This is a genomic window from Alcaligenes sp. GW821-FHT11D07 (assembly GCF_058808495.1).
Genome location: NZ_JBXART010000003.1, coordinates 619,859 through 645,460 on the forward strand (window position 1 = coordinate 619,859; position 25,602 = coordinate 645,460).

The window sequence follows — 25,602 nt, forward strand, 5'->3', positions numbered from 1 at the left end:
TTATGCTTATCCAAGATATTTTGGCAACAGCAGCGAAATGACAGGGAAAGCCAGCAGCACCGCCAGACGGAAAACGTCAGCGACCACAAAGGGGATGACGCCCCGATACAGCGTGCTCATCTTCACGTCAGGCAGCAGGCTTTTCAGGACCATCACGTTCATGCCCACAGGCGGGGTGATGAAGCTGATTTCAGTGACCACCACCACGATGATCCCGAACCAGATCAGGTCAAAACCCAGGTGCTGCACCAGCGGGTAGAAAATAGGCACTGTCAGCAAGACCATGGACATGCTTTCCAGCACGCTGCCCAGAACGATGTATATCGCGCAGATCAATAAGATCACCACGATCGGGCTCATGTCGAACTGCTGCACCCAGTCTTGCAAGTCGCCAGGCATGGAGGTGAAGTTGATGAAGCTGGAGAACAGCAAAGCCCCAATCAACACCATAAAGAGCATGCCCGTAGTCCGCGCAGACTCAACCAGAACATTGGAGAGCACCTGCCAGGTCAAGCGGCCACGCAGCCACGCGAACAGGAACGCTCCGCAGGCGCCAATGCCGGCCGCTTCCGTAGAACTGAAGATCCCGCCATAAATCCCGCCCATGACGATGACAAACAACACCAGCACGCCCCAGACATCACGCAACGCCAGCAATCGCTCTTTCCAGCTCATACGCTCGCCGGGAGGCCCCGCTTTCGGGTCGCGCCATATCGTCCACCTGACTGCCAACAGATAAAAGACGATGGCCAGCAAGCCGGGCAAAATACCGGCAGCAAACATTTTGCCTATGCTTTGTTCGGTCAAGATGGCATAGACCACCATGACGATAGAAGGTGGAATCAGGATGCCCAGCGTGCCGCCCGCAGCAATCGAACCGGAAGCCAGTGCACGGCTGTAACCCAGTCTGCGCATTTCCGGATAGGCCACTTTGGACATGGTGGCCGCCGTCGCAAGGCTGGAACCACACACCGCACCAAAGCCACCACAGGCAACAACCGTGGACATGGCCAGCCCGCCCTTTCTATGGCCTAAAAAGGCGTACGCGGCGGCGTAAAGCTCCTTGGACAACTTGGCTTGAGTGATGAAATTGCCCATCAAAATGAACAGCGGCAGCACTGACAACAGATATTGAAAACCGCTTTCACGAACGACGGCGCCAGTCATCGCGTAGGCAGAAGGCCAGTTGCGCATGAGGCCAACGCCAATGAATCCCACCAGGGCCATGGAAAATGCCACCGGCACTCGCAGGAAGATCAAGAGGAGCATGGCTGCAAAGCCAATAAGCGCTTCAGTCATTCGTTGCCTCTTCTTCCAGATGTGCCGTATCTGCGCGCAGATCTCGTCGAAGCTGACTCAGCTCCACGATGGTGTTGACGAACAGCATGATGCTCATGAAATAAACAACCGGGGCCAGCGGCAGCCCCAGCAAGGTGGTCTGGTCGGCGTATTCGGCAGCCGACTCGGCTTGTGTCCAGCTGACCATCGCCAACAAAGCGCTGATTCCCGCTGCCAGCAAATGGCTGGAGACATGAACGACACGAGCGCCCTTCTCCCCTCCGGGGATAGGCATCAGATCAACGACCACATGCTCGCGCTCCATGGTTGCAAACACGATGCCGCAAAAGATGACACCTACCATTAGTATTTCGGTCAGTTCTACCGCGCCCATAACCGAGACGTTGAAAATGTAGCGCCCTAACACGTCTGCCAAGGTCAGCAAGGCCAGCGAGACCATGCATAACTCAGTCACACGTCGAAGACCTGCTCTTAGTAAAGAGACAAAGGAGTTCATGATTTGTAGCTCCGGGGCTGCTGGCGCACAGGGCGCACAGCAGGTTTAAGACAGTCTGGGTACGCTGATCAATTACCGCTTTCCCGCTCTTTAAGGTCGGCACGGAACTCTGCCAACACAGCGGGTCCGTCTATGCCCTTGGCCTTTGCTGCAGCAAGCCATGTTTGTTCAAAGGGTGCCGTGCGCTCTTTGACTGCAGCGATAAGCTCATCACTGGCAGGATGGAACTGCACATTGTGTTCCTGCAGAACTTTCATGGCCGCCGTATCAGCATCACCCCAGGCCTTGCCACCCATGCGGGCAATGTGCTCACCGGAAAGACTCATCACGATGGCGCGGTCTTTTTCAGACAAACGATCAAATGCAGCCGGGTTCATGATGATGCCGTGCAGGTCTGCATAAAGACCGCCAGGGAAAACCGTCGCATGTTTGACCACCGTATCCAGACGGAAAGACGCAACGGACTCAGGCGGGAACAGCACCCCATCTACTACGCCGGTACTCAGGAGCTCGTAGGACTCGGAAGCCGGTTTCACCACCGCGTTGACTTTCAGCGCCTTGGACAAGTCAGCCTGCATGCCGCCGCCGATACGCAACTTCAGGCCTTCAAAATCGGCAATGTTTTGCACCTGTTTTTCGGTGGTGTAGACACTGCCTGGGCCGTGACCATAAATACCCAGCAACTTGATACCGCGATGCTCTTTGGCATCTTGCAGATACTTGCTGTAGATATCCCACGCCGCCAGCGAGGTGGACTCGGCGCTATTGCCCGAAAAAGGCAACATGGCGAACTTCATCAAATCAAAGTTGCCGGGGTAATAGGAATAGGAAATAAAAGCCAGATCGACGATGCCATTACGTACTGCATCCAGATGCCCGACCGGGTTGGTGACGGCTTTAGTCAGGAAGTTGACCTTGACGCGTCCTTCGGTAGCCTGCTCCACCTCTTTGGCCCAGGGCTTCATGAAGTTAGCCACCAGAACATGGGTTTGCGGAATCCAGGCCGAAAAAGTCAGCTCCACAGGTTTATCCGCTTTCGCAGGGCCAGCCGCCACACCCAGGCTAGTTAAGGCAATACCCAACAGGCGAGAAATCCATCGGTTCTTCATGGGGGAAATCCTTTTTTGGTGGTAGATCGTTATAGGTATAGTTAAGTAGGCCCTTCAGGAAACAAGGGCCTGTTCAATCAAGGTCTTCGCATCGCCGTCGTGATACATGCCCAACTGCGTGGCGATGGCGGTCGTCAATGGCGGCCACTGGGCAAACTGCTGTTCAAACTGGGGATTGGACTGAAAGCTCAAGCCAGCATCTGCCCCCGATCCATAGCGAGATTTCGATGCCTGTATCAGGTCCGCGACCTGTAGTCGTTGAGCGGGAAGATTCCATACCCGGCCGGCGGGCAGTCGGGCCGCTTCTAGCCTGGCTGCAATCAGGAGATGCTGGACACATGCTGGCAGAGATAGCAGCCACATCCAGCCCTGCGGTCCGATAGGACAGTCGTAGGTCTTGCCGGCGGCAAGTGCGTGAATCAAGGAGCTGGCGAATGAGGACAACGCCGTTTCGGCACTAAGGGGCCTGGCGACCACGGTGGGCAGACGAACGGAGCGGCTATCCAGAAAACCATGGCGGCTGTAATCGGCCAACAGCAGCTCCACCATCCGCTTTTGGGTCCCGTAACTTAAGGTGGGTGCGGCGGCAGTATCGTCATCCACATGCTCAGGCAGCGGTGTGCCAAAGACGCCGATACTGCTGGCGTACACCACAACCGGGCATTGCCCTTGCTGCCGCAACCGCTCCAACAAGCCCATCGTGCCGTCAATATTGACGCGCAAACCCAGCGCGAAATCCTCTTCCGCTCTCCGGCTGGTCACCGAAGCTAAATGGAAAACCGTATCCGGCGCAGGCGTCAGTAGTGCCTCCAGCACCGCCTTATCGGACAAGTCCCCACTGACGCAACGCACCCCGGCGTTGTGATGGTAAGTTTTATCGTCAAGAGCAAGATCGGTCAGCGTCAGGCTTTGGATCTCATTGGCTGCCAACAGTTTGGCGGCAGCACAGGCAAGCGCTTGGCCGATATAGCCGTTGGCACCCGTAATCAAGACATGCTTCATGGCTGATCTCCAAACGGCCAGAAAGCGGCCAACAGCGTGATCGCTGCGGCGAACCTCATGCCAGCACCCCACGGTCACGCAAGGGCTGGCACCATACCAAGCCCTCTGACGGTAGCGCACGGGGCTGGTATTCGCAGCCCAGCCACGTGTCGTAACCCAAGTCAGGCAAAGCCGCGACGCCTGCAAGCAAACCATGCTGGTTCAAATCAGGCTCGTGACGCCCTTCTGCGCCAGCTATCTGTACATACCCTATCCAGGGAGCACAAGCCGCAACGCTGGAAGGCACATCCAGGCTTTCTTTGACGCAGTGGTAGTAATCGAATTGCAGCCGCAAGCGTGGAGCATTGAAATGCGTCAGCACCTCTATCGCTTGCTCGGGTAAATGGTAGAAGTAGCCAGCCATATCGCTGCGGTTAAGCGCCTCCAGCGTCAGCACCACATCATCAGCTTCGGCCAGAGCCAAGGCATATTCCAGATTGCTGTGCAGTGCGGCCTGGCAGGCCTCGTGAGCCAAACCGCTCACATCACCCGCCATGACATGGATGCGGCCACATCCGGTCGCCTGCGCAACAGCGCGGGCGCGATCAAAGGCTTCCCTGAACTGGGTTTGTGCGCCGGGAATTGCCGCCCAGCCCAGCCTACCTTGACCCTCACCTATAGGCGTATTGATGAGCGTCAGTTCCAACTTGGCGGCTTGCAGCTGGCGGGCATACCAAGCGGTGGGATGGTCATAGGGCAGCAAAATTTCTACACCCTGAAAACCATCGGCCGCCGCAGCCTCAAAGCGTTCGCTCCAGTCCAGATGTCGATACAACCAGCTGAGGTTAGCGGATAGTTGCATGAGCCCGCCTGTCTTAACCGTCTATTTGTCGAAGGAAAGCGTCGCGCTGCTCGGGCAGGACGACACTAATTACGGCGGAAACTTCAGCCTGCCCCAAGCCCATGGCGCTCGCCACGCGCAACATCTGCTGCACACTGGCCGCAACCGGCATAGGTGCGCCACTTTGTTGAGCATTGGCGATCAAGGTGTCTATATCCTTGAGCATGGTGGACAGCGCACCGATACTTTTTTCCTGGGCCTCAATCATGCGCGGCGCAAAGATCTGCAAAGGTTTGGAATCAGCCCAACCGCCCGCCAGCGCGGACGCCAGCTTATCTACCTTGATGTTATTGCGCTGTGCAAAGCCAATGGCTTCGGCCAGTGCCGCAATAGAGGTAGCGACAATGGCTTGATTACACAGCTTGGTCGCCTGCCCTGCTCCGGACGGACCCATATGGGTGATATTGCCAGCGTAGGCGCGCATGGCGGCCTCGGCCTCTGGCATATGGGTTTCACTGCCGCCTGTCATGATGGCCAGCGTACCGGCCTCCACTCCAGGAATGCCGCCGGAGACCGGGGCATCTATCCAGTCTGCTCCGCCACTTTGCGCCAAACGAGCCGCCAAGCGACGCGTGGCGTCGGGGTCGATACTGGAATGATCCACCAGCCATTTAAGTCCGGCTGCCTGAGCAATCCCTTCGGGGCCAAACACCACGGCTTCAGCCGCCTTAGCATCAAACAGGCATAACAAAACACCGTCGGTGTTTTCAGCTGCCTGGCGTGGACTGTCCACAATCTGTGCGCCGAGCGCTGCCAGTGGCTCAGCCTTTTCTCTGGAACGGTTCCAGACTTTTACCTCATGGCCCGCCTTCAGCAGGCGCTGCACCATCGCAGCGCCCATCAATCCTAAACCGCAAAAACCGAGCTTCATCTCATTCGTCCTCGTTGGTTTCCAGCGGCCATTCGGCAGCACCCGAGTGCGTCACCGCCCCCTCGTGGGTTGGACCGACCAAGCGTGAGTATTTTTCAAGCGCACCCGCCAAGCGATCACGTACATAGGGCTGCCACTGCGTCTTGCGTACAGCCAGTTCTTCTTCGGAAACATGCAGATGAATGCTGCTTTGCGTGGCATCTATCGTGATGCGATCACCATCACGGACCAGGCCAATCGGCCCGCCTGCTGCCGCTTCGGGGCTGGTATAGCCGATACACATACCGCGCGTCGCACCGGAGAAACGGCCGTCTGTTAGCAACGCCACTTTCTCGCCATTGCCATGCCCATAGATAGCGGCGGTCACGCTTAGCATCTCGCGCATGCCAGGGCCGCCTTTAGGACCTTCATTGCGGATGATCAGCACATCGCCCTCTTCATAGGCTTGCTTGGACACCACCGCCATGCAGTCTTCTTCGGTTTCGAACACGCGTGCGCGTCCGTCAAAGACCAGAGATTTCAAACCGGCAATTTTCAGCAGTGCCCCATCGGGACAAAGATTGCCCTTGAGCACCACTAAACCACCCGAGGCATGAATAGGCTGTTCGGTATCGCGCACGATACGACCATCCACATCGGGAAAATCTGCCAACGCTTCCGCCAAGGTTTCGCCCGTAATGGTCAGCACATCACCGTGCATGTGGCCGCTTTTCAAGAGTGCTTTGAACACCACAGGGACACCGCCGATCACATCCAGATCTCGGGCCAGATAGCGTCCGCCCGGCTGCAAGTCGGCGATCAGTGGCGTGCGGTTGAACACCTCGGCCATATCGTCCGTGGTGAAGCGAATGCCGACCTCATGCGCAATGGCAGGGATATGCAAAGCCACGTTGGTCGATCCGCCCGTCGCAGCCACGGCGGCCGTGGCGTTCTCCAGGCTCTTGCGAGTAATCAGGTCACGCGGCAGTGGACCGCCATTAGCCAGGATTTCCATCACACGTCGGCCAGCGCGGCGAGCCTGCGCGTGCCGTTGGCTGTAAACGGCGGGGACGGTGGACGAGCCCAGGAAAGACAGGCCCAGGGCCTCTGCCACCATGCCCATGGTATTAGCGGTGAACTGGCCCGGACAGGAACCAACCGTCATGGCACAGGTACGCTCGATACCGTGCAGCTGTTCCAGGGAAATCGCCCCGGTCTGGTAGCGGCCCACGCCTTCGATAGCGGTAAGCACCGTATTTTCAGTGCCGTCGGGCGAGTAGCCCGGCAACATGGAACCACCGTAAATAAAAACGGAAGGTACGTTAAGCCGCGCCATGGCCATCAACGTGCCGGGAAGCGTCTTGTCGCATCCGCCCAACCCCACCAAAGCATCATAGCCATGACCGCGCACGGCTACTTCCATGCTGTCGGCAATCAGCTCGCGAGACACCAGGCTCATGCGCATACCAGCGTGGCTCATAGACGTGCCGTCAGACACGGAAATCGTGTTCATGATGACGGGCACGCCACCACCTTGAGCCACACCCAGACGAACGCTGTCTGCCTGAGGGCCTAGCGATTTAGAGCAAGGCGTATTGTCTCCGGCGGTGCCGATGATAGCGACCATGGATCTGTCCAGATCGTCGTCATCTAAGCCAGTAGCACGTAGAAAAGCTCGGTGCGGGGCACGGGTTGCGCCCTCGGTAACCATTTTTGATCGATGTTTTTTTAGCATGGTCTTTGGTGGATGAGTAATTGTTAGAGGATCGATTTAATCGGCGAGGTCCAGGCGATCAAAAACCCAGGAGACATCCTCCTGAATGTATTGACGTGCCTCGGTGAAGTTTCCGGCGCGCAGCGCTTTGACGGTGGATTCATGCAGATGATCTGCGGAGTCCTTGTTGTGCAATTGCTCGCGGGTTTCACGCAGGTAAGCACCCGACTGCAGCCACAGGCTCTCGATCATGGCGAGCATGACGGGGGACTGCGCGGCGGCATAGATCGTGAAATGAAAGATCCGGTTCTTTTCAAGGCTGCTGTTCACACCTTGGGGCGTGCGGCGCTCTTGAGTAATTTCTTGCGCCAGCTGTTCCAGCCGGTCCAGTACTGCCGGGGTGAGATGAGGGCCAGCCCATTCCGTGACCGTGCCTTCGATCAGGACACGGGCGCGGCGAATATCGCTCAGGCAGGCTTTGGTAATCAGAGGGACACGCGTCGTGCCATTGGGCAAGGGCTCCAGCCCCTGCTGTGCCACAAGACGGCGTAGTGCTTCACGCACAGGCATCGTGCTTGTGCCCAGCGCATCAGCCAGGTACTGAATGCCGAGCACTTGGCCAGCACGGTACTCACCATGCATCAACTTATTGCTTAACGCTTGATAGACCGCTTCGTTGACCGATTGCCTGACGATGGGTTGAAAAGCCTCAAGCGGAGCGTTGGTGCTGGCAGCATCTGAGTGGTTCATTAAGTTCCGTCAAAAGTGAATTCGAGCAAAGATCTGTGATATTTGATCAATTCTAAGGACGGACTACGGCGACAACAAATAGAGCTAACCCTTACGCCTCTCATTCGGGCGTCAAGGGTTGGCACCGTAAAAAATCAGACGATAGAGGCCGCTTTCGCCGGTATCGGCAGCTCATTCAGGCCCTTGAACTCTTGCAAAGAGAAGCTGGTCTGCGCTTGCCGAACACCTGGCAAACGGTGCAGCTTGCGTTGCAGCAGCTCGGAATAGCTATCCAGATCTTTGGCCACCACCATGAGCAAAAAGTCCGCCGGGCCGGCTATGCCATGACACATCACCACCTCCGGAATATCGCGCACAGCCTCCACAAACTCTACCGAGCGTTTTTCATTTTGAAAGTCGACGCTGATGCTGACAAAGGCCACCACCCCATAGCCCAAACCGCGCCTATCCAGCCGTGCCTGATATGCCGAGATCAGCCCGGATTCTTCCATGCGCCGAATGCGACGCCAGCAAGGCGACTGCGATATGCCCACTTTTTGCGCCAGCTCGCTTGTCGTCAACCTGGCGTTTCGCTGCAGCTCGGCCAATAACTTGCAGTCCACCTCATCCAGTTCTATTTGCATAAAAAATCCATTTTTAGCGATTTAAAGAAAAAATTATGCGCCTATGAAAAACGGCTTGGCACAACAGCGTTAAATAAATAAGATCAAAGCATAAATTTAAGTGGGACTAAATAATGAAACCACAGACAGATTCCCCCTGTACTTCTTTACCCGCTTACTCGGGTATCCCCCACCTGCCGCTGCTGGAGACCTTGCGGCAAGATACGCAGCCAGAGAAGATCAGCTTTAGCATAAGCTGGTACTTTGAAAAGGCAGGCCGTCTGCCGCCACCGGATTTCGAGCACCCGCTTGCTCAATCATCGGCAGCGCACACCACACCCTGCCGCTATCCCCCTAAAGCGCGACGCAGCGACTTCCGCAAACGACGCGACTTTGGTTTTCTATTGACTCAGCGCGGCATGCCCGGCATGTCGCACACGCCATTATTAACGTATCGGGAACAGAACAAATGAATGCTTCCAAAGCATCGACTGACCAAGGAGTCAGCGAGACAGAGCGCATCGTTTCAGAAGAAAAGGCGCAGTTGGATTTCAGCCAATCCATGAGCTATGGTGATTACCTGCACCTGGACGAAGTGCTGGGCGCTCAGCATCCACTCTCGCCTGCCCACGATGAAATGCTGTTCATCATTCAGCATCAGACCAGCGAACTTTGGATGAAGCTGATGCTGCACGAGTTGAACGCCGCCACTGCCTCAGTCGCTGCCGACCGTTACGCAGACAGCTTCAAAATGCTTGCGCGTGTCTCACGCATCATGGAGCAACTGGTCAGCGCCTGGACTGTCCTGTCCACCATGACCCCGCCGGAATACACCGCCATGCGGCCTTATCTGGCCAGCTCCAGCGGTTTCCAGAGCGCGCAGTATCGCTGTATTGAATTCGCCCTAGGCAACAAAAACGCGGCCATGCTCAAGCCCCATGCGCATAGGGCCGATCTGTTGAGCCAAGTTGAGGCGGCCTATCGCGCCCCTTCGCTCTACGATGAATCTTTGCGCCTTTTGGCACGCCAAGGCTTCGCCATTCCCGCCGACCATCTGGAACGCGACTGGACCCAGCCCTACGTCGCCAGCCCTGAAGTCGAAGCCGCATGGCTGCAGGTCTATCGTGACCCTCATGCTCACTGGGACCTGTACCAGCTTGGCGAAAAACTGACCGACATCGAGGATGCTTTCCGTCTTTGGCGATTCCGTCACGTAACGACAGTGGAACGCGTGATCGGTTTCAAAAGAGGCACTGGCGGCACGGGAGGCGTCAGCTATCTGAGAAAGATGCTGGACGTCGTGCTGTTCCCAGAAATCTGGACTGTACGGACCGCGCTGTGACGCAGGCGCCCAACTCCTTGCTCTCGCTGGAAGAACGGGAGCGCGAGTATTCGCCCAGCTCCTGTATAGGCGGGAACTATGCCCCCTTCCTGGACGAATACGCCACGCTTAGCAAAGCGGCACTGGAAAGCGGCTCCCGGCATGTTGAGCTGGCCTATGGCAGTGCTGCGGCGCATAAGCTCGACCTTTTCCTGCCTGAGCCCAACGACTCGGATCAAATGCCTCCGCTGCTGCTGTTTATTCACGGTGGCTACTGGCAGGAGCTCTCCAAGGCCTCGTCCTTGTTCGCTGCCCCGGATTGCACGGCAGCGGGCATCGCCTTCGCTGCTATCGACTACACCCTGGCACCACAGGCCCGCGTCCATGACATGGTGCTTGAGTGTCGCCAAGCCTTGCGCTGGCTGCACCAACATGCGCAAGAGCTGGGCTTTGACCCTGAACGCATCGTCGTTGCCGGTAGCTCTGCGGGTGCACACTTGGCAGCCATGTGCTGCTTGCGCGCTTGGGAAGACGATGCTGATTTGCCTGTTGGAACGCCTGCCGCAGCGATCCTGGTTTCCGGCGTCTATGAGCTTGAACCCCTTATTGGCACCAGCATCAACGAGGCGCTCTCTCTAGACTTGGCCAGCGCACAGGCGGTCAGCCCTCAAGGGCTTGATCTGACGGGGTTTCCTCCCTCCATCATCAGCTGGGGGGAAGTGGAAACTTCGGAATTCAAGCGCCAGAGCCAGTCATTCGCCGATGCCCTCCAGTCACAAGATGCGCTGCGGCTGCCGCTTATCGAAGTGCCAGCACGCAATCACTTCAATGTCATTCTTGACTTGGCTCGTCCCAACACGAGCTTAGGCGATGCCACGCACACGCTCTTTGCGTCGCTGCCAGCCACCTCTACCCGGAGCACATGATGAAACAAGTTATCGACGTCGGACTGCCGCCTCTTGAGCAAGCTTTTTCATGGGCGGTCAAGGCCAAGGGCGACATGCTGTTCTCGGTGCACGGGCCGGTACGTCCCGATGGCAGCATAGATACAGGGTCCATCGAGGATCAGGCACGCCTGACTTTTTTCAATCTGCAGCAGGCCACGCAAGCGGCAGGCGGCACCTTGGAAAACGTCACCCAAGTTCTGATTTATATGACTGATGTTGCCGACATGGCCGCCATCGACGCGGTGTATCGCGAATTTTTCTCCGAGCCGTTTCCCAACCGGGCAAGCGTTGCCGTGGCTGCGTTAGTCGTGCCGGGTATGAAGCTGGAAGTGGTGGCCTACTCGATGATTCCCTAAGCTGAGGCCAAAGCTGGCTGTGACGCGCTTGTCATCGGCGTCACAGAGGCTGGACTACAGCGAGTCAAACGGGTCCTGCGTACTTGGCAGACCCGTATCATCACCCAGCACAAAACGGGGAATGAACTGCAAGACGTACTGGCGCATGGCCTCCACCAGGCGCACGGCATCCGGGCGCAATTCACGAGAACGCAAAGACACCATGCCCACCATATAAGGGACGTGGATATCAATCGGGCGCAACGCCACATTGGGAATGGGCAGACCGTGGGCGGTAAAGGGGTCAATCAAAGAAACACCCACGCCTTGGCTGGCCAGGACCAAGCCCTCCAGCGAGGAGGCAACTTCAATATGGCGTATATCTTCGGGGGCTTCCGGGCTGGCACGCAGCAAGGCTGTTGCCAGTGTATGGCGCAAACGGTGACGGTTCTGAATAGTGATCAAGGGGGTATCTTGAATATCACTTAACCGTACGACTTCCTGCTGGGCCAAGGGGTGGTTGACGGACATGCCCAGCAAACACGGGCTTTGCCCGGACCAGTGCAAGGTGCAGCCATCGATATCCAGCGGCAGACTGGTCACAGCCAGATCTGCCCGCCCTTCGTCGATGGCCTGCACGACTTCTTCCGGTTTGACCGTATCAATAATCAGCTTTTGCTTGAATGCCGGATCGTGCTGCTCCATGATGCCCAAAGTTTGCGGCAACAGGCCAATGGCCAGAGCATGGGTTGTCACGATACGCAGGGGCCGCAGGCCCCCACGCGCGATTTCCAGGGCACGACTTTGCAGAACCTCCAGGTTCATCAAAACGGGCCGGGCTTCCAGATAGAACTCGCGCCCCTGCTCGGTCAAAGTGACCTGCGGACGAGTGCGGGTAAACAGTCTAAAGCCCAGTTCCTGCTCTAATTCCTGGATCTGACGGCTGACCACGGGCTGAGAGCGGTCAAGCAAACGGCCGGCAGCAGTAACACTGCCTGCGGACATCACGGCTGCAAAAGCTTCTAATTGGCGAATTTCCATGTCGTTCTATGTGGATGCCGCATTTATCAACATGAAATATTCTAATGCGGAATAGTTAGCCGGACTAGCGTTTCACACCGAAACATTGATCCAATGTCGGGAAAGAGCCATCACGCACTTCAGCCGCGTATTGCGCTGCTGCTTGCGAGATCACAGCACCCACATCCGCGTAGGGTTTGGCGAACTTGGGGATCTTGCCGTGGGTCAGGCCCAAAATGTCTTCGGTGACCAGCACTTGGCCATCACATGCAGGCGAGGCGCCAATGCCGATCGTGGGGATAGCAATAGATTCAGTAATGCGACGGCCCAGACTTTCTGCCACGCCTTCCAGCACCACACCCCAGGCACCGGCCTGAGCGTGGGCTACGGCATCTTCCAGCACGCGCTGGGCGGCGGCATCCGTCATGCCCTGGGCTTTGTAGCCACCCATGGTGTTGACGTACTGGGGCATCAAACCGACATGGGCCAGCACGGGGACGCCGCGCTCAACCAGGAAACGGGTGGTTTCTGCCATGGCCTGACCGCCTTCCAGCTTGACCGACTGGGCGCCACTGATGGCCAGCATACGCGATGCATTGGCAAATGCCTGCTGGGGTGATTCCTGATAGCTGCCAAAGGGCATATCAACGACAATACAAGCGTGTTGAGTCGCACGCACCACGGCGGCTGCATGAGCAGCCATCATATCGACCGTAATGCTCAAGGTATCGGGCATGGCGTAGCCCACCATAGCGGTCGAGTCGCCCACCAGAATCATGTCCAGGTGCTCGTCCAACATCCGTGCGATAGGCGCGATGTAGGCTGTTAACGAAGCAATTTTTTGTTTGCCCTTGCAGGCGATCAAGGCGGGAACGCTGACGCGAACCTGCGTGGTATGTACGCTCATACTTACTCCAGCTGGAATCCCATCAGCAAATGCTTATATGGGATTATGAATGATGCAGATTGCAACATCTTAAGAAAAATTCCAGTCGACGCCTCTATAATCGCCGCAGGACAAAAAACAATAAGCTAATTTCCTGCCTACGTACAAGCTTCGCGTGTCCATCCCATGCGGATTCCGTCCTTTTTAGGACTTTTACTTTGACACCGCTTGTACTCTAGACCCCGATCGTTCCCAATGCGCGGTGGTTTCATCAGCCATGTCCTGGCTGTTTTGCCGTGCACCACACCGAGGAGAGACCTATGTCGACTACCCCCCCAACTATTACCTTCCATGATGATAACCGTGCGCCGCAACTAGGCCTGGGCGTCTGGCAGGTTCCTAATGAGCAAACGGCCGATGTCGTGTGCAGTGGCATCGAAGCGGGCTATCGCTTGATCGACACCGCCGCTATTTACGGCAATGAAGCCGAAGTCGGACAAGGCATTCGACAGTCCAAGGTGCCGCGCGAAGAATTGTTTGTGACCACCAAACTGTGGAATGACATGCATGGCCACGAGAACACTCGTGCTGCCTTTGAACAAAGCATGGAAAAGCTGCAGCTGGACTATGTGGACCTGTACCTGATCCACTGGCCTGTACCCAAGAACCGCCAGTACATGCAGTCCTGGGAAACACTGATCAATCTGCGCAATGAAGGCCGCGTGAAATCCATCGGCGTGTGCAACTTCCTGCCCCAGCATCTGCAAACCTTGCTGGATAAGACCGGTGTTTTGCCCGTGCTGAACCAGATCGAGCTGCACCCCGGCTTTCAGCAAGCGGAGTCGCGTCACTATCACAGCGATCACGCCATCCAGACCCAGGCATGGAGCCCGCTCGGACTGGGTACGCTGTGGGACAATACGGTGCTGAACAAGATTGCCAAGGAACACGGCCGTTCGGTGGCACAAATCATGCTGCGCTGGCAGATTCAGCTGGGCAATATGGTGATCACCAAATCCAATTCCCCAGAGCGCCAACGCGACAATATGGACATTTTCAGCTTTGAGCTGAGTGAACAGGACATGGCTGACATTGCCAGCCTGGACCAGGCCGAAGGCCGCCTTGGCCCTGACCCGGAACTGTTCCGTTTGCCCAAAGAAACGGTCTAAGGCTAGGCCTTAGGGCGCACCCGACGCGCGGGCCCTGACAAGAGGGCCGCGAGCAGGGGCGCCAAGGCAAACAGCCACAGCAGCGCCTGCGCCGACTGGCGTGCGCCCTGCACCCCGCCGGGGTCCACAAAGCCTGAGGCGGTTGTAATAATTCCTGCCAAGGCCGCGCCCAATGCCATCGTGAATAACTGCAAGGTGGTAATGGCGGCCGAGGCAATATTTTCCTGCCCCTTGGGTGCGGAATGAAACACCCGCGTCAGCAAATGTGGCCACGCCAGGCCAATCCCCAAGCCGACCCCCAGCAAAGACAGATACAAGGCCCAGGAATAATCCACGCCTTCACTCAAACCCACCCACGGGATAAATACTCCCAGGGCTGCCAGTGACAAGCCCGAGACCACGGGCCCGGCAATAATCAATCTGTCGCCCGTTTTCAAGCTACGGCTGGAACTGGCAATCGAACCCAAGGTCCATCCGCCCGACATCAAGGCCGTCAGATACCCGGCTTTTAGCGGGCTCATTTGATGGATGATCTGCAAGAAATACGGGATAAAAATTTCGGTTGCGACTGCCACGCTGACCAAGCCAATACCGGCGTACAAGCTACCCAAGGCTGTGCTGATGGAATACGTCCCTTGCGGAAAGAGCCGACTGGTGGACTTGCTGTCCGCACGCGCCATCAAATAAACCAAAATGGCCCCACCCAGCACCCCTGCCAGGTTAATGGTCCAGGAGGAAGAGAGGCTACCCGCCGACATCACCAAGACTGAAGCGGTCAAGAGCAACACCTTACCCAAGGTAGAGCCGGATTTACGCGTTTCAGGTGCGCGCGCATCGCGCAGTTGTGTCCAGACCAGAACCGCCAGCAAGGCCGCACAGGGCAACACGCTCCAAAAAGCCAGACGCCACTGCCCCATCTGCGCAAAGATGCCACCAATGGCAGGCCCCGACAAGGTCGCAATCCCCCACATACTGGATACCAAGGCCATGACTCGGGACCAGAGCCGTTCTTCAAAAACCAGTCGGATGGACGAGTAACTCAAGCCTAGCAAAAGGCCGCCGCCCAACCCCTGTATCGTACGAGCAAACAAAAGGAAGGGCATGGACGGTGCAAGAGCGCACAAGGTGGTCCCAATCGCAAAAAACAGCAGCGATATCAAAAAGCTATGCCGCAGGCCCATTTTCTCCAGCACCTGGGGCGACAAGGCAGAACCCAGGATGGAAGCCACCACAAACAGCGTCGTGTTCCAGGCGTAATACTCCAGACCACCAATATCCTTCACCACGGAGGGCAAGATTGTCGTTGCCACGTACACGTTGATGGCATGGACGGCCACGCCCCCGGCCAATGCCAGCGAGCGCAGACCATTGCGGCCCGACAGTAGTTCAGACCAAGAAGCTTCTTGGGTATTTTGCATTGTTCTTGTTTCCATGAAAGCCTGTGCGCTTGAAATCCAGCAGACGGTTCGTTCTGACCTGAACCCGGTATTTTCTCTAGCACAAGCAAGCGCTGTCTATTTGCTCAAGGACCTGCGCTGCCCCCAGCGGCGATCCTCACTTCTTGCTCAACAAAAAGCCGGCAACCATGCCGGCCTTCCAAACACACAAGTGCGTCAGCCGCACTGGGCAACTGACGCACTTGCTGGCGTGCTTGAACACGCCGTGGCCTACAGACGGGCTTAAGCCTTCAACAAGCCCCGCAGAACGTACTGCATGATACCGCCGTGACGGTAGTAATGCGCTTCGCTAGGAGTATCAATTCGGACCAGGGCCTCGAACTGAATATCACCTGCACGTACTTTTACCTTCTCAGGGATCTTGTCCTGATTCAGTACGCTAATGCCTTCAATATCAAAGACTTCATCGCCGGTCAGACCCAATGTGGCTGCGTTTTCCCCTGCCGGGAACTGCAAAGGCATTACGCCCATACCCAACAAGTTGCTGCGGTGAATACGCTCGTAAGACTCCGCAATAACGGCACGGACGCCCAACAGCACTGTCCCTTTGGCCGCCCAGTCACGCGACGAACCCGAACCGTACTCTTTGCCTGCCAGAATCAGCAGTGGCACCTGGTCACGCAAGTAGTTGCGTGACGCATCGTAAATAGTCGATACCGGTGCGCCTTCCAGCGTGAAGTCGCGGGTGTAGCCGCCCTCGGTGCCGGGGGCAAGCTGGTTACGCAGACGTACGTTGGCAAAAGTGCCGCGAATCATGACTTCGTGGTTACCACGGCGCGAACCGTAGGAGTTGAAATCCTGAGGTTTGACACCGTTATCCATCAGATAGGTCGCCGCAGGCGATGTGCGAGCAATCGAACCTGCGGGGCTGATATGGTCCGTAGTCACGGAATCACCCAACTTGGCCAGAACACGAGCGCCACGAATATCCGAAACCGGGCTAGGTTCGCGCTTCAGGTCAATAAAGTAAGGCGGTTTGCGTACATACGTGGAATCCTCCTGCCACTCGAAGCGATCCCCTTCGGGGGTCGGCAAAGAGCGCCAGCGTTCATCACCGGCGAACACATCGGCGTAGCCATCACGGTACATATCGGAAGCAATGGCCTTGCTGATCACGTCCTGCACCTCGGCTGCGGAAGGCCAGATATCTTTCAGGAACACGTCCTTGCCATCGCTGCCCTGACCCAAAGGCTCTTTGTACAGGTCGATATCCATCGTGCCTGCCAAGGCGTAGGCCACCACCAGGGGAGGCGACATCAGGTAGTTCATTTTGACTTCGGGGTGAATACGGCCCTCGAAGTTACGGTTACCGGACAGCACCGACACCACCGCCAGATCATTCTGCGTCACAGCCTGACTGACTTCGGGAATCAAGGGGCCGGAGTTACCAATACATGTGGTGCAACCGTAGCCCACCAGATCAAAGCCCAGCTTGTCCAGAAACGGCGTCAAGCCAGCACGTGCGTAGTAGTCCGTGACCACACGCGATCCGGGAGCCAGACTGGTTTTTACCCAAGGCTTACGTGCCAGGCCTTTTTCAACGGCTTTCTTGGCCAGCAAACCGGCTGCCATCATGACGCTGGGGTTGGAGGTATTCGTGCAAGACGTAATAGCCGCAATCACCACGGAGCCATGATCCAGCTGGCACTGGGAGCCGTCAGCCAAAGTGAAGCTCACACCTTCCTTACGTGGGCTTGGTGGCTCATGCGATGGCACATCAGATGCGGGGAAACTTTCTTCCAGTGCTTCGTCATAAGTGGCTACATCGTCGCCCAGCAGTTCGCGGACCGCTGTGCGGAACGACGGCTTGGACGAAGACAGGGCAATGCGGTCCTGGGGACGCTTGGGACCGGCAATCGAAGGCACGACGGTCGACAGATCCAGCTCCAGACGCTCGGAATAGCGCGGCTCGTGCAGCGGATCGTGCCACAGGCCTTGAGCCTGGGCGTAGGCACGCACCAGATCAATCTGTTCTTTGGAGCGACCTGTCAGCTCCATATAACGCAGGGTTTCCTCGTCAATCGGGAACATGGAAATCGTGGAGCCGTACTCAGGGCTCATATTGCCGATGGTGGCGCGGTTAGCCAGTGGCACCGCGCTGACGCCTGGACCGTAGAACTCCACAAACTTACCCACCACGCCATGCTGGCGCAGCATATCGGTAATGGTCAGCACCAAGTCGGTTGCTGTGGTTCCTTCCGGCATTTGTCCGGTCAGCTTAAAGCCCACCACACGCGGAATCAGCATGGAAATGGGCTGACCCAACATGGCTGCTTCGGCCTCGATACCTCCTACACCCCAGGCGACCACGCCCAAGCCGTTGACCATAGGCGTATGCGAGTCCGTGCCCACACAGGTGTCGGGGTAAGCCAACTGACGGCCTTGCTCATCGCGCGTAAAGACCACTCGAGCCAAGTGTTCCAGGTTGACCTGGTGAACAATACCCGTGCCTGGAGGCACCACTTTGAAGTTATCAAACGCACTTTGGCCCCAGCGCAAAAACTGGTAGCGCTCCATATTGCGTTCGTATTCGATCTGTACGTTGCGCTCGAAGGAGCTGGGTTTGCCAAAATCATCCACGATGACCGAGTGGTCGATAACCAGCTCTACCGGTGCCAATGGATTGATTTTTTGAGGGTCGCCACCCAAAGCCTGCATGGCTTCACGCATGGCGGCCAAATCCACAACGGCTGGCACACCGGTAAAGTCCTGCAAAACGACGCGCGCTGGCGTAAAGGCAATTTCACGATCCGGCTCTGCGGCGGGATTCCAGGCCGCCAAAGCACGAATATCATCCGCTGTAACGTCCCCGCCGTCTTCCGTACGCAATAAATTTTCCAGCAGGATCTTCAAGCCGTAGGGAAGGCTGGCAACATCCAGGCCATCTCCGCGAACCGCGTCCAGCCGATAATAGTCATAGGACTGCCCGCCCACATCCAACTGGTGCAAAGCCTTAAAACTATCTACGCTTTTCATATCGGGATCTCCATGGAAAAGTGCCGGCCGATACCATCCAATTTACCCAGCCAGCAACATACGTGTGGTAATTGTCTATTGGTCTAGACCATTGCACATCTTACACTCTGCAGTTGCCCCCTGCCGTCACACTGTCCTGCATGTGGTCTGAAGTCACACCTGCACAAGCTTGGAAACATTCTTTACGTATAATGGTTTAGGCTTCTTCTGCCCTTCTTTCTGGCCCGATCTGCTCCCTTCTTACCTCTAGCACTCGCCCATCCTCATGTTTTTTGTTGATCTGCGCCGGCTGATTCTTTTGCTGGCTACCGCCAGCAGTCTGCTGACCATGGGCTACACCCTATACGGAGCCTATTCAGCGGAGCGTACCCTGTTGATTGAGCAGTCCCTGGAGAAAAACCGGGCCTATGCTCAGAAATTGGCCAGTAGCACGGACTCTTTCATTGCCAATTTGCAGCAGCAGCTGCGCTATAGCGCAGACATACTCTCCGGTGCCCTGCCCAATGCCGCTCAAACCTTGAACGACGAGGTCCGGCGCCTGAACGAACAAAACAACAGCTTTAACTCGGTGCTGATCCTGGACGAAAAAGGCCAGGTGCTGGCCAACGCGCCGCACGAGCTCAGCCTGATTGGCACCGTTTTAAAAGGCGAAGGCACGCAGCTGGCCCTGAAAACCAAGGTGCCCGTCATCAGCCCTCCCTACCTGTCGGCAACGGGACGCTTGCTGATCTTTCTGTCGCACCCCATTTTTGATGCGAACGGCAACTACAAGGGTCTGGTGGGGGGCTCTATTTATTTGCATGAACCCAATAGCCTGAACGCCTTGCTGGGTGAGCACTTTTACCGCGACGGCTCCTATATTTATGTGGTGGACCAGCACAAACGGCTGATCTTTCACCACGACCGATCCCGTATCGGTGAGATCATCCACGGCAACCCGGCCATTGATGCCGTCAGCCAGGGTGAAAGTGATGCCTTGGCACTGCGCAATATCAAAGGCATAGACATGCTGGCCGGCTTTGCGCCCAGCAGTGATGTGCAATGGGGTGTGGTGGTGCAAAGCCCCACCAAGGTCGTGCTGGATGAACTGACGGTCTTGCTGGGTAAGGTCCTGCGCAACTCCATCCCGTTTTTCCTGGCCGTACAGATTCTGATCTGGATGTTGGCCATGTTGATTGCCAAACCCTTGCGCCAGCTGGCCCGCCAAGCGCCACACCTGGATTCAGCCAAGGCCAGCTCGCGTATCGAGCAAGTCCATGCCTGGTATTTCGAATCCCGTCAGATCAAGCTGGCCATGTTGTTGGGGCTCAAACGCGTCAACCGCAAAATGGGCGTAATGAATGTGGAACGCAATACCGACCCCTTAACCGGCCTGAACAACCGGCGAGGCATGTCCGCCGTGCTGCAGCAATGGAAGGAAACCGACACGCCCTTTTGCGTGCTGACAGTGGATATTGACCACTTCAAGCAGGTTAACGACACCCATGGGCACGATGTGGGCGATCTGGTACTGGTTTTCCTGTCCGACACCATGCGCGCCTGTACCCGCGATACCGACCTGATCTGTAGAGTCGGTGGCGAAGAGTTCTGTATTTTCTTACCCGATCAAGACATAGACCAGGCACTGCAGTTGGCCGAACGCCTGCGTATCTTGATCAGCGAAACCAATAGTCCCACCAGTTACCCGATTACCATTTCAATCGGGCTGGCCCACTGGCCCATCCATGCTCGTGAACACAGCACGGTTTTGAAACTGGCGGACGAAGCCCTGTACAGAGCCAAGCGCAATGGGCGTAACCGGGTGGAAATCAGTGATCCAGCCGCTACCTTGAACCCGGACAGCGATGTCGCTTAAAGGCGTCGTAGCACCTTAATCAGCACATCTACCTGCACATCCAGGCTCGTCAATTGACGGGCCTGCTCCAAGCCCTGCGCACTGGCCCGAAACAGATGCGGGGTCATCAAGAGCAAATCCGCAATCTGCTCTTGGGATGTCAGGGAAACGTCACAGCGAATGCGCTCGCTCGCTTCCAGACTGAAGCCGGCAGGAGGCTCGGACGCCTCTGGTTTGTCTGCCTTCAGACTGGGATAAATAATGCGACGCAGCTCCAGCAAATGGTCTGCCCCGGCCTCTACCTGCACCCAGATACCGCCCGATTTCAAGGCCCGCAAAAACTCCTCGGGTACCGCAAAGCCGAACATACACAAGAGCGCGTCCAGGCTGCCATCAGGCACCGGCAATTGAGCATTGCTGCCCACCAGCCAACGAATATCCGCTGAACTGCGGGCTGCCGCCACAACCGCCCATTTGGAGATATCCAGACCCACCAAGGCAAGTTGCCCATCCTTGTCCTGCTGCTTTAAATAGCGCGGGTAATAACCTTCACCACAACCCGCATCCAGACAGGCGTAAGGCGCATCCCCTTCCAACCCCTCCATCAAAGCACGCCATACTCCGGCCGCAATCGGTTCATAGACTCCGGATTCCAGGTAGCGACGGCGTGCCGCGACCATTTCCTTGCTATCGCCCGGATCGCGTGAACGTTTGTTTTGAACAGGAAGCAGATTGATATAGCCCTGACTGGCAGTATCGAAGCAGTGGCCAGAGGCACAGCGCCAACTGGACGCATCCAACGTAAGCGGCAAGCCATCCAGGGGGCAGCACAGCTTCTGAAACAAGGGCGGGGAAAGGTCAGACATGAGTTAATCGCTCTACGGCCACCGTGGCCAAGGCAATAGTGTAGCGCCCCGGCCTGTCTATAGCCGGAGGCTGCGTGTGAATTTACGCTTGTGTCGCGAAGGCCAGCGCGTCGCGCAGCAAGGCCTCGATCAGGGGCTGGATATTGCGGGCGGCGTCCTCTTTGTAATCAAAGGGCCACTGCTCTTCCATATAACAGCACTGTGCCATTTCCAGCTGCACCGCGTGAATATTCTGGTCCGGGCGGCCATAGTGACGTGTGATGTAGCCCCCTTTGAAGCGACCATTCAAGACGCTGCTGTAGTCTTTATTGGCCGACGCCGTTTTCATCAAGCGATCGCTCAAGTCAGGGTCGCAGCTGGCACCGTTGGCCGTACCAAAATTCAGGTCTGGCAAACGACCTTCAAAAAAGCGTGGGACGACCGAACGGATCGAGTGCGCATCCCACAAGACCACACGGCCATGCAAAGCACGCAAGCGCGTCAGCTCTTCTTCCAGTTGCTGGTGGTAAGGCAACCAGATGGTTTCACGACGCTGGGCAACTTCACGCTCATCGGGCTCTTGGCCGGGCTGATAAATCCGCTCATCGCCAAAGGTATCCAGTGGACACAGGCCGGTGACGCTTTGGCCTGGGTACAGGCTGCTGTTATCGGGTGGACGGTTCTGATCAACCACAAAACGCGAATGTGTCGCCACCAGCACCGAAGCGCCCAACTGACGGGCGCATTCGTACAAGCGAGGGATATGCCAATCCGTATCGGGCACCTGACGCGCCGTTTCCGTAAAACGCGCCAGCAAGTCCGAAGGCACATAGGTGCCGGAGTGAGGCATGGAAATCAGCAAGGGGGCTGTGCCCGGATAAAACTCAAATGCAGCACGAACTGTCATCAATAGGCTCCAGTCTTTTTCAGTACAAGATCAAGAAGGAATAGGATACAGATCACCCCGGCGGTGCTGCCAGGCCGGAAGTGACTCACGCATGCGCTGTACTCGTGCAGGGTCCAGATCGGCACAGATATAGCCAGCATGATCGGGCATGCAAGCCAGCACCGTACCCCAGGGATCAATAATCATGCTGCGACCCAAGCAAGGCATCGCCGGGCCAGGGCCACCGATTTGCGCTGCGGCCAGCACGTAGCACTGGTTTTCAATGGCACGCGCACGCAACAACACTTCCCAGTGATCGCGCCCGGTATGGACATTAAAGGCCGCCGGGACCACCAGCACATTCGCGCCACGCGCACGCAGACTGCGGAACAGCTCGGCAAAGCGCATGTCGTAACAAATGCTCAGGCCCAGGTTCAACTCCCCGACCTGCACATTTTGCAACTGCTCGCCGTGGCAGAAGTCATCCGATTCACGGTACTCCAAACCATTGACCACCGCATCGTACAAATGCATTTTGCGGTACTGCGCCACAATCTGGCCGTCCGGCGAGAAGGTGACACTGGTGTTGCCCAGGCGGTGATCATCAGAACGGCGCTCGTGCATGGAACCCAGATGAATCCAGGCGCCGGTACGACGCGCCAGGCTGGCCATATGCTCAGTGACCAAGCCCGGAATGGGCGTGGCGTTTTGCTGCAGCCATGGCGTGTCACCACGCACGTCGCTGTATTCCGGAGTCACAATCAATTGTGCTCCATCTTTGGCAGCGGCCAGCACCCAATGTTCTAGCTGATCCAGATTGGTCTGGCGGTCACGACCGCTATCCAATTGAACCAGGGCAACACGTGTCGTAGACATACTCTTATCCTTTCGGACCGGCTCAATACTGCAGGGAGCGGGCCGTTTCCAAAGCCAGGCGGGACAAAACCCCTGCCCCCTGGCCACCGTATAGGGAAGTGCTGGTGCGGCCATCGGTAAAGCCATCGGCCATGACGGCCAACACCACACTGCGATCACCCATGGTCAAAATACCGGCGTCATGACGCAGACCAGGCAAGGAGCCGGTCTTGTGAGCCAGTTGAGCAATAGAGGGCAAAATCGCTGCAAAGTGACCTCGCTCGCGCTGATCGGCCAGCATGTCCAGGCCTTGCTGACGCAAGTGTTCTGGCAAGGCCGGCGAATGCAGCAAGTACAGCAAGGTCGAGCAGGCGTCCTGGACTGTGGTCCAGTTGTCTTTGCCGGCTTCACGCGCCTTCATGTCCATCATGTGGCGCTGCAAATCCGTATGTTTCAATCCCGCCTGAGCGCTCCAGGCGTTGATGTTATCCATGCCCAGCAAGTCGATCAGGGCATTGGTGGCGACGTTATCGCTCAGGATAATCATCAGCAGCGCCAGCTCGCGCAGGCTCAGGCTGGGTACGCCAGGCAACTGGCTCAAAATGCCGGTGCCGGGGGTACGGTCGCCCTCGGGCAGAGGGTAAACCGTATCAAGCGAGAGCTTGCCCTGTGCCACCTGTTCCAGCAGACACAGCAGCATCGGCGTTTTGATCAGGCTGGCCGAGGGCATGACGCGCTGCGCATGCCACTCGAACAAGGAGGTACCGTCGGTAGCGTAGACCGCCATCGAAATACGGGCGGACTCTTGAGCCAGCAATGGTTCAAGACGTTCTTGTAAACGTTGGCGTACCAACGCTGTATCCAACAACTCGCTTCCTAAGGTAAACATGCAAACTCTCCTTCAGTACTCAGACCAAAATCATGAACAGGCCGGCGAACATCAGTAAGTTGATGGCCATGACCGCCCAGCCGTTATACAACATGTACTTGAGCTGCGTAGAGCGCGCCAGGCCCATCTGTCCGAACATGTCTGAAGAAGGGAATGGACCAAACCAGTCAATCTGCGAACTGCCCAGAATCACGGCTGCGGTAGCCGCAGGGCCCACACCAGCAGCCGCCAACACGGGACCAAAGATCTTGGCCGTAAAGGTCATCTGCGCCACGGCAGCACCGGGAATATGACCGACCACGTTAAAGGCCACGATCAACATACACAGCACCGCACCGCTGATACCGATCAGATACGGCTGCACCGAATCCAGCAAGGCGTGATACGCGTTCAGTTGGTCAACCAGAACCAGCACCGGGTTAAATAGCCAGAACAGGAAGAAAATCCAGATCAGCTTGCCCGCACCGGCATACATGGCCTGCAAAATTTCGCGTGGGTTCAGACCACCGGCCAGACCGGTCGTGGCGCCCAGGGATACCATCACAATGATGGCGTAAGCAAAACCGGCTTTGGAGGCGATACCAACAGCGGCCAGACCCACAATGGTGATGCAAAATGCCCAGGCAGCACGAACCGCTTTAGGCGACGCCTTGGCATTCACGTCGAAAGCCGCCGCACCTTGCGAGGCTTCTTCGTACTGAAAATGATCTTTAGTGATCTTTTGGATGCGACCCGACATGAACCAGCCGGTCAGCAAGGTAGCAATAGCCATAGGCAGGCCAGCAACCAGCAAGTACTCGGTGTAGCTCAGACCTGTCAGGCCAGTTACCGTCACCACGTTAGGCGTGAACGGGCCCAGAACCAGACCCGCCGAACCGGCGCTTTGGAACAAGGCAGCAACGGCAGGGGGAGACAGACGCACGGCAGCGGCAATAGGGATCACCACAGCAGCAATAATCGCGTTACCACCGGCCAAGGTACCCAGAGCGCCACAGATCAGGGTGGAAGCCACCATGATGCCCAGGCGGACGCGCAAGGGGTTGGACAGACCAATACGTTTGACAATGGCTCGCACCAACTGCTCGGCCGCCCCTGTACGGGCAGCAACCTCGCCCACCCCGGCGCCCAGCACAATGATCAAACCCACAACAGCAATAAACGAGCCCAAGGACTCGGCCAGCAGCTTGCCCATGGCAATAGGCGTTGTACTGGTCATAATGGCGCCCAGAACAATGGCGCCAATAGTAGCCAGAACAATATCCACGCCCAGCAAGGCAATAAGCGCAAACACCACTACCGGCGTCAAACCCCACAGGGAGCTTTCACCCGGCATATAGAAGTGGGTGTACAAGGCAATAGCCATGCCAATTAAAAACACCACCATGGCAGCATTGCGCTTGCCTGTTGGCATTTGTTGCTGAATGACACTCATGTCGTCTCCTTAACGATCCTTCCTGGCCAGCTTTCATAAGACTGGCCT

At 56.9% G+C, this 25,602-nt stretch carries 24 protein-coding genes; 6 read left to right on the forward strand and 18 right to left on the reverse strand.

Annotated features, from left to right (window positions below; genetic code table 11):
* Window positions 1–6: 6 nt before the first annotated feature.
* The 9 genes from AC1RSM_RS15850 to AC1RSM_RS15890 form a co-directional block, all read right to left on the reverse strand.
* Window positions 7–1,299 (reverse strand): TRAP transporter large permease, encoded by a 1,293-nt coding sequence (locus AC1RSM_RS15850; RefSeq protein WP_492933511.1) that lies wholly within the window; start codon window positions 1,297–1,299, stop codon window positions 7–9.
* A complete protein-coding gene (locus AC1RSM_RS15855; protein ID WP_492933512.1) occupies window positions 1,292–1,795 on the reverse strand; it encodes a TRAP transporter small permease in 504 nt (167 codons plus the stop codon). Before AC1RSM_RS15855 ends, AC1RSM_RS15850 begins: the two co-directional genes overlap by 8 nt.
* A gap of 68 nt (window positions 1,796–1,863) precedes the next feature.
* Window positions 1,864–2,904 carry a TRAP transporter substrate-binding protein gene (locus tag AC1RSM_RS15860; RefSeq protein WP_492933513.1) on the reverse strand — a complete coding sequence of 347 codons (1,041 nt, stop codon included), beginning with the start codon at window positions 2,902–2,904 and terminating at the stop codon, window positions 1,864–1,866.
* A gap of 54 nt (window positions 2,905–2,958) precedes the next feature.
* Window positions 2,959–3,906 carry an NAD-dependent epimerase/dehydratase family protein gene (locus AC1RSM_RS15865; protein WP_492933514.1) on the reverse strand — a complete coding sequence of 316 codons (948 nt, stop codon included), beginning with the start codon at window positions 3,904–3,906 and terminating at the stop codon, window positions 2,959–2,961.
* Window positions 3,907–3,961: 55 nt separating this feature from the next.
* Window positions 3,962–4,747 carry a hydroxypyruvate isomerase family protein gene (locus tag AC1RSM_RS15870; protein WP_492933515.1) on the reverse strand — a complete coding sequence of 262 codons (786 nt, stop codon included), beginning with the start codon at window positions 4,745–4,747 and terminating at the stop codon, window positions 3,962–3,964.
* A 13-nt stretch (window positions 4,748–4,760) separates the two neighbouring features.
* Window positions 4,761–5,657 (reverse strand): NAD(P)-dependent oxidoreductase, encoded by an 897-nt coding sequence (locus AC1RSM_RS15875; RefSeq protein WP_492933516.1) that lies wholly within the window; start codon window positions 5,655–5,657, stop codon window positions 4,761–4,763.
* Between the two features lies 1 nt (window position 5,658).
* Window positions 5,659–7,371, reverse strand: a complete 1,713-nt coding sequence (gene ilvD / locus AC1RSM_RS15880) for a dihydroxy-acid dehydratase (protein WP_492933517.1) — start codon at window positions 7,369–7,371, stop codon at window positions 5,659–5,661.
* A 36-nt stretch (window positions 7,372–7,407) separates the two neighbouring features.
* Window positions 7,408–8,100 carry a GntR family transcriptional regulator gene (locus AC1RSM_RS15885; RefSeq protein WP_492933518.1) on the reverse strand — a complete coding sequence of 231 codons (693 nt, stop codon included), beginning with the start codon at window positions 8,098–8,100 and terminating at the stop codon, window positions 7,408–7,410.
* Between the two features lie 134 nt (window positions 8,101–8,234).
* The gene (locus tag AC1RSM_RS15890) at window positions 8,235–8,723 is read right to left on the reverse strand and encodes an Lrp/AsnC family transcriptional regulator (RefSeq protein WP_492933519.1); all 489 of its coding nucleotides are present in this window, start codon (window positions 8,721–8,723) and stop codon (window positions 8,235–8,237) included.
* 113 nt (window positions 8,724–8,836) lie between these two features.
* Here AC1RSM_RS15890 and AC1RSM_RS15895 point away from each other — a divergent pair, with 113 nt between their 5' ends.
* The 4 genes from AC1RSM_RS15895 to AC1RSM_RS15910 are packed head-to-tail and all read left to right on the forward strand — an operon-like array spanning window position 8,837 to window position 11,326.
* Window positions 8,837–9,175, forward strand: a complete 339-nt coding sequence (locus AC1RSM_RS15895) for a hypothetical protein (RefSeq protein WP_492933520.1) — start codon at window positions 8,837–8,839, stop codon at window positions 9,173–9,175.
* Window positions 9,172–10,044: a tryptophan 2,3-dioxygenase gene (gene kynA, locus AC1RSM_RS15900; protein WP_492933522.1), complete on the forward strand. Its 873-nt coding sequence runs from the start codon at window positions 9,172–9,174 to the stop codon at window positions 10,042–10,044. Before AC1RSM_RS15895 ends, kynA begins: the two co-directional genes overlap by 4 nt.
* Window positions 10,041–10,949, forward strand: coding sequence for an alpha/beta hydrolase (locus tag AC1RSM_RS15905; RefSeq protein ID WP_492933523.1), 909 nt, complete (start codon window positions 10,041–10,043; stop codon window positions 10,947–10,949). Before kynA ends, AC1RSM_RS15905 begins: the two co-directional genes overlap by 4 nt.
* Window positions 10,949–11,326, forward strand: coding sequence for a RidA family protein (locus AC1RSM_RS15910; protein WP_492933704.1), 378 nt, complete (start codon window positions 10,949–10,951; stop codon window positions 11,324–11,326). Before AC1RSM_RS15905 ends, AC1RSM_RS15910 begins: the two co-directional genes overlap by 1 nt.
* Window positions 11,327–11,380: 54 nt before the next feature.
* Here the strand turns inward: AC1RSM_RS15910 and AC1RSM_RS15915 are convergent, their stop codons facing one another.
* On the reverse strand, window positions 11,381–12,346 hold the full coding sequence (locus AC1RSM_RS15915; protein WP_492933525.1) for a LysR family transcriptional regulator: 966 nt from the start codon (window positions 12,344–12,346) through the stop codon (window positions 11,381–11,383).
* A 64-nt stretch (window positions 12,347–12,410) separates the two neighbouring features.
* Window positions 12,411–13,232: a 3-methyl-2-oxobutanoate hydroxymethyltransferase gene (panB, locus tag AC1RSM_RS15920; RefSeq protein ID WP_492933526.1), complete on the reverse strand. Its 822-nt coding sequence runs from the start codon at window positions 13,230–13,232 to the stop codon at window positions 12,411–12,413.
* A gap of 299 nt (window positions 13,233–13,531) precedes the next feature.
* On the opposite strand from panB, the gene AC1RSM_RS15925 reads away from it, so the two are divergent.
* Entirely contained in the window at window positions 13,532–14,380 is an 849-nt protein-coding gene (locus tag AC1RSM_RS15925; protein WP_492933527.1) for an aldo/keto reductase, read from the forward strand.
* A 2-nt stretch (window positions 14,381–14,382) separates the two neighbouring features.
* Here AC1RSM_RS15925 and AC1RSM_RS15930 read toward each other — a convergent pair whose 3' ends face one another.
* Both AC1RSM_RS15930 and acnA read right to left on the reverse strand, forming a co-directional pair.
* Entirely contained in the window at window positions 14,383–15,798 is a 1,416-nt protein-coding gene (locus AC1RSM_RS15930) for an MFS transporter (RefSeq protein ID WP_492933529.1), read from the reverse strand.
* Window positions 15,799–16,059: 261 nt separating this feature from the next.
* Window positions 16,060–18,813, reverse strand: a complete 2,754-nt coding sequence (gene acnA, locus AC1RSM_RS15935; protein ID WP_492933530.1) for an aconitate hydratase AcnA — start codon at window positions 18,811–18,813, stop codon at window positions 16,060–16,062.
* 265 nt (window positions 18,814–19,078) lie between these two features.
* Here acnA and AC1RSM_RS15940 point away from each other — a divergent pair, with 265 nt between their 5' ends.
* Entirely contained in the window at window positions 19,079–20,668 is a 1,590-nt protein-coding gene (locus AC1RSM_RS15940) for a sensor domain-containing diguanylate cyclase (RefSeq protein ID WP_492933531.1), read from the forward strand.
* Here AC1RSM_RS15940 and AC1RSM_RS15945 read toward each other — a convergent pair.
* From AC1RSM_RS15945 to AC1RSM_RS15965, 5 genes are all read right to left on the reverse strand, one after another.
* Window positions 20,665–21,513 carry a putative RNA methyltransferase gene (locus AC1RSM_RS15945; protein WP_492933532.1) on the reverse strand — a complete coding sequence of 283 codons (849 nt, stop codon included), beginning with the start codon at window positions 21,511–21,513 and terminating at the stop codon, window positions 20,665–20,667. The two genes, AC1RSM_RS15940 and AC1RSM_RS15945, sit on opposite strands and share 4 nt — an antisense overlap.
* 82 nt (window positions 21,514–21,595) lie before the next feature.
* Window positions 21,596–22,399, reverse strand: coding sequence for an N-formylglutamate deformylase (gene hutG / locus AC1RSM_RS15950; RefSeq protein WP_492933533.1), 804 nt, complete (start codon window positions 22,397–22,399; stop codon window positions 21,596–21,598).
* Window positions 22,400–22,429: 30 nt separating this feature from the next.
* Window positions 22,430–23,254 carry a carbon-nitrogen hydrolase family protein gene (locus AC1RSM_RS15955; RefSeq protein WP_492933535.1) on the reverse strand — a complete coding sequence of 275 codons (825 nt, stop codon included), beginning with the start codon at window positions 23,252–23,254 and terminating at the stop codon, window positions 22,430–22,432.
* A 22-nt stretch (window positions 23,255–23,276) separates the two neighbouring features.
* Entirely contained in the window at window positions 23,277–24,122 is an 846-nt protein-coding gene (locus AC1RSM_RS15960) for a serine hydrolase (protein WP_492933536.1), read from the reverse strand.
* Between the two features lie 19 nt (window positions 24,123–24,141).
* Window positions 24,142–25,554 carry a gluconate:proton symporter gene (locus AC1RSM_RS15965; protein ID WP_492933537.1) on the reverse strand — a complete coding sequence of 471 codons (1,413 nt, stop codon included), beginning with the start codon at window positions 25,552–25,554 and terminating at the stop codon, window positions 24,142–24,144.
* Window positions 25,555–25,602: the final 48 nt, after the last annotated feature.

Excerpts from the sequence above, each read along its gene's own strand:
- AC1RSM_RS15915 (WP_492933525.1), bottom strand. The coding sequence starts at position 12,346 with ATGGAAATTCGCCAATTAGAAGCTTTTGCAGCCGTGATGTCCGCAGGC.
- kynA (WP_492933522.1), top strand. The coding sequence starts at position 9,172 with ATGAATGCTTCCAAAGCATCGACTGACCAAGGAGTCAGCGAGACAGAG.
- AC1RSM_RS15955 (WP_492933535.1), bottom strand. The coding sequence starts at position 23,254 with ATGTCTACGACACGTGTTGCCCTGGTTCAATTGGATAGCGGTCGTGAC.
- AC1RSM_RS15960 (WP_492933536.1), bottom strand. The coding sequence starts at position 24,122 with ATGTTTACCTTAGGAAGCGAGTTGTTGGATACAGCGTTGGTACGCCAA.
- AC1RSM_RS15885 (WP_492933518.1), bottom strand. The coding sequence starts at position 8,100 with ATGAACCACTCAGATGCTGCCAGCACCAACGCTCCGCTTGAGGCTTTT.
- acnA (WP_492933530.1), bottom strand. The coding sequence starts at position 18,813 with ATGAAAAGCGTAGATAGTTTTAAGGCTTTGCACCAGTTGGATGTGGGC.
- AC1RSM_RS15865 (WP_492933514.1), bottom strand. The coding sequence starts at position 3,906 with ATGAAGCATGTCTTGATTACGGGTGCCAACGGCTATATCGGCCAAGCG.
- ilvD (WP_492933517.1), bottom strand. The coding sequence starts at position 7,371 with ATGCTAAAAAAACATCGATCAAAAATGGTTACCGAGGGCGCAACCCGT.
- AC1RSM_RS15895 (WP_492933520.1), top strand. The coding sequence starts at position 8,837 with ATGAAACCACAGACAGATTCCCCCTGTACTTCTTTACCCGCTTACTCG.
- AC1RSM_RS15965 (WP_492933537.1), bottom strand. The coding sequence starts at position 25,554 with ATGAGTGTCATTCAGCAACAAATGCCAACAGGCAAGCGCAATGCTGCC.
- hutG (WP_492933533.1), bottom strand. The coding sequence starts at position 22,399 with ATGACAGTTCGTGCTGCATTTGAGTTTTATCCGGGCACAGCCCCCTTG.
- AC1RSM_RS15870 (WP_492933515.1), bottom strand. The coding sequence starts at position 4,747 with ATGCAACTATCCGCTAACCTCAGCTGGTTGTATCGACATCTGGACTGG.
- AC1RSM_RS15875 (WP_492933516.1), bottom strand. The coding sequence starts at position 5,657 with ATGAAGCTCGGTTTTTGCGGTTTAGGATTGATGGGCGCTGCGATGGTG.
- panB (WP_492933526.1), bottom strand. The coding sequence starts at position 13,232 with ATGAGCGTACATACCACGCAGGTTCGCGTCAGCGTTCCCGCCTTGATC.
- AC1RSM_RS15855 (WP_492933512.1), bottom strand. The coding sequence starts at position 1,795 with ATGAACTCCTTTGTCTCTTTACTAAGAGCAGGTCTTCGACGTGTGACT.
- AC1RSM_RS15940 (WP_492933531.1), top strand. The coding sequence starts at position 19,079 with ATGTTTTTTGTTGATCTGCGCCGGCTGATTCTTTTGCTGGCTACCGCC.
- AC1RSM_RS15910 (WP_492933704.1), top strand. The coding sequence starts at position 10,949 with ATGAAACAAGTTATCGACGTCGGACTGCCGCCTCTTGAGCAAGCTTTT.
- AC1RSM_RS15945 (WP_492933532.1), bottom strand. The coding sequence starts at position 21,513 with ATGTCTGACCTTTCCCCGCCCTTGTTTCAGAAGCTGTGCTGCCCCCTG.
- AC1RSM_RS15930 (WP_492933529.1), bottom strand. The coding sequence starts at position 15,798 with ATGCAAAATACCCAAGAAGCTTCTTGGTCTGAACTACTGTCGGGCCGC.
- AC1RSM_RS15850 (WP_492933511.1), bottom strand. The coding sequence starts at position 1,299 with ATGACTGAAGCGCTTATTGGCTTTGCAGCCATGCTCCTCTTGATCTTC.
- AC1RSM_RS15860 (WP_492933513.1), bottom strand. The coding sequence starts at position 2,904 with ATGAAGAACCGATGGATTTCTCGCCTGTTGGGTATTGCCTTAACTAGC.
- AC1RSM_RS15925 (WP_492933527.1), top strand. The coding sequence starts at position 13,532 with ATGTCGACTACCCCCCCAACTATTACCTTCCATGATGATAACCGTGCG.
- AC1RSM_RS15890 (WP_492933519.1), bottom strand. The coding sequence starts at position 8,723 with ATGCAAATAGAACTGGATGAGGTGGACTGCAAGTTATTGGCCGAGCTG.